Below are 2,654 nucleotides of genomic sequence, written 5' to 3'. Positions count from 1 at the left end.
ATCGGCGTTTAAACGGGACCCCTTATCGGCGTCCAAAAAGTACCCCTCCTTTAGGTTGCAAGGTTTAGCGTGCGCGGGCCCGGAACTTTAAATTTAGTGCAGGGTCTGCGCGCGCGGGTCGTTAGCGTTCTTCGGCTTTAGCTTTGAGAGCGGTTTTTGAAGCGCCACGATTCATTTCCCGTTTCAACGATCTCGCAATGATGGGTAAGCCGGTCGAGCAGAGCGGCGGTCATTTTTGCGTCGCCGAAGACAGTCGGCCATTCGCCGAACGTCAGGTTTGTGGTGACGATGATTGAAGTCCGCTCGTAGAGCTTGCTGATGAGGTGGAACAGCAACTGTCCGCCGGCCTGGGCGAACGGAAGATAGCCAAGCTCGTCCATAATGACGAAGTCGAGCCTTGTGATAAAGTCGGCAAGACGCCCCTGCTTACCATTACGCGCTTCCGTTTCAAGACGATTGACGAGATCGACGACGTTGTAGAAGCGCCCGCGCGCGCCGTTGCGGATCAATGCACGGGCAAGTGCGATGGACAAATGGGATTTTCCAGTGCCAGTTCCTCCAACGAGGACGATATTGTGCTGCTCGGCAAGGAAAGCTCCGCTCGCGAGCTGGCGCACCAGTCCCTCGTTGACCGGCGTGTCAGTAAAGTCGAAGTCGTCGATGTCCTTGGCCAGCGGCAGCTTTGCGACGGTGATCTGGTATTTGATTGAGCGCGCTTGTTTCTCGGCGATCTCCGACTGCAACAGGTCGCCGACAATGCGCGGTGGCTCGTGCTGGCGCTTGATGCCAGAGGCCATGATCTCGTCATAGGCACTGCGCATGCCGTAAAGCTTCAGCGTGCTCATCATGTCGAAGATTTGAGATCGTTCCATATCAGCTTGCCCTCCTGAGGCTGTCGTAACGGGCGCAATCGGCCAAAGGTTCATGGGTTAGGTGAAGCGCATCGGGGATGGAAAGAATGGCGGCGGGCTGTGGGTCTCGCTTGCGAGCCAGAATGTTGATGATCACAGCGGCGGAAAATACACCTTGATCAAGCGCCTCCTGGCAAGCCGCTTCGACTGTAGGAAGACCGTCGATACCTACACATTCCAGGATCGACACCATTTGTCGGTCCCCATCATGCATGCTTTTAAGCTTCCGTCGAACATGCTCCATGGAAGCTGGCAGAACCCAATCAAGGAATGGTGCGCCGTTCCTCAGTGCTCCCGGTTTGCGTGTCAGGACCGGAACATAATGCCATGGATTATAAATTGTCTCGCCACGACCAAAGCAGCGTTCATGCTGGCCTATCTCGACACCATTTTGCCGTATGACGATGCGGTCGGCATAAGCATGGATCTCGGCTGGGCGGCCAACGGCAGTCGACAGCACCGAATATTTGTTGTTGTCGAAACGCACGAGGCAAGTTTTGCCGATCGAGGCCTGTATCGCGTGGAAGCCATCGAACTTGCCGGGATAGCCGACCAGATGGGACTTCTCCTCTTCGAACACCTCCCAGATAGTGCGCTTCGTCTGATCGACATGCTTATGAGCCCGGGCGTAACTGATGCATTTGTCCAGCAGCCAGCCGTTCAACTCATCGTAGGATTTGAAGCGCAGCCGCGGTGTGAAGAAGCGTTCACGGACAAGATTAACTTGATTCTCCACCTGACCTTTCTCCCAGCCCGACGCCGGTGTACAGGCCACCGGTTCGACAAGGAAATGGCTGCACATTTGCTGGAAGCGGCGATTGTATTGACGCTCTTTACCGACGAAGACTGTTTCCACTGCTGTCTTCATATTGTCGTAGATGCCGCGCGTGCAGGACCCGCCAAAAAAGGCGAATGCCCGGTCATGAGCGTCGAAGACCATCTCCTGCGTCTCGCGCGGATAGACCCGCACATACATCATCCGGCTGTGGCAGAGCCGGACATGCGCAACCTTCACGGTCGTCGTCACACCGCCTAGAACAACAATCTCGTGGCTCCAGTCGAACTGGTAAGCTTCGCCCGGTGCGTAATAAAGTGGTACATAGGCTTCCGCCGTCACAGCCCCACGCTCTTTTGTCCATGAGCGTGCATAACGCCGGACCGTATCATAGCCACCCGCGTAACCCAGATCGCGTAAATCTTCGAATATCCGGATCAGCGTCAGGCGTTCGCGCGAGGCCTTTGCCTCATTAGCTAGCAGTATTCCATCAAGATGGTGACGCCAGGGACCGAGCTTTGGCTGCGGTTGACGGGAGCGCTCGTATTTGAACTCAGTCTCTTCACTGCGCAGAACCTTCCGCACAACCTTGCGCGAAACGCCCAGTTCCCGACAGATCGCTTTGATCGTTTTGCCCTGCACATGAGCAAGACGTCGTATCTTCGAAATAGTCTCCACAATAAGCATCCAATAGAAAACCTCCGATTGAAATCGAAGGTCATGTTACCCTTTAAATAAGGGGTCCCGTTTGGATGCCGATAACCCCTTAAATGGGGTCCTTATTCCATGCTTAATCACAGCCATATCGAGTGACGATTTGCTCTCCGAGACCGTTGGTGTTCTCCGTTCCATTCCAAGAATAGGCCCAGTGGCAAGCACAATGTTAGTCGCTGAAATGCCAGAGCTTGGAACCATCACAGGCGAACAAGCCGCAGCTCTTGTAGGTTTGGCTCCAGTGGCGCATGACA

General features: G+C 54.9%; 3 protein-coding genes. 1 reads left to right on the top strand and 2 read right to left on the bottom strand.

Annotation, left to right across the window (positions count from 1 at the left end; genetic code table 11):
- Window positions 1-137: 137 nt before the first annotated feature.
- Both istB and istA read right to left on the bottom strand, forming a co-directional pair.
- Window positions 138-872: an IS21-like element helper ATPase IstB gene (gene istB, locus ABE530_RS19475; protein ID WP_499695704.1), complete on the bottom strand. Its 735-nt coding sequence runs from the start codon at window positions 870-872 to the stop codon at window positions 138-140.
- A 1-nt stretch (window position 873) separates the two neighbouring features.
- Window positions 874-2,373, bottom strand: a complete 1,500-nt coding sequence (gene istA / locus ABE530_RS19470) for an IS21 family transposase (RefSeq protein WP_499695703.1) — start codon at window positions 2,371-2,373, stop codon at window positions 874-876.
- Window positions 2,374-2,434: 61 nt separating this feature from the next.
- Here istA and ABE530_RS19465 point away from each other — a divergent pair.
- Window positions 2,435-2,654: transposase (locus tag ABE530_RS19465; RefSeq protein WP_499695702.1), on the top strand; the 220-nt coding region annotated here is incomplete at its 3' end.

Source organism: Brucella sp. TWI559 (assembly GCF_039674265.1).
Lineage (GTDB): Bacteria > Pseudomonadota > Alphaproteobacteria > Rhizobiales > Rhizobiaceae > Brucella > Brucella chromiisoli.
The sequence above is the reverse complement of the archived record's forward strand: the minus strand, read 5'-3'. Positions and strand labels throughout refer to the sequence as shown.

Excerpts from the sequence above, each read along its gene's own strand:
- istA (WP_499695703.1), bottom strand. The coding sequence starts at position 2,373 with ATGCTTATTGTGGAGACTATTTCGAAGATACGACGTCTTGCTCATGTG.
- istB (WP_499695704.1), bottom strand. The coding sequence starts at position 872 with ATGGAACGATCTCAAATCTTCGACATGATGAGCACGCTGAAGCTTTAC.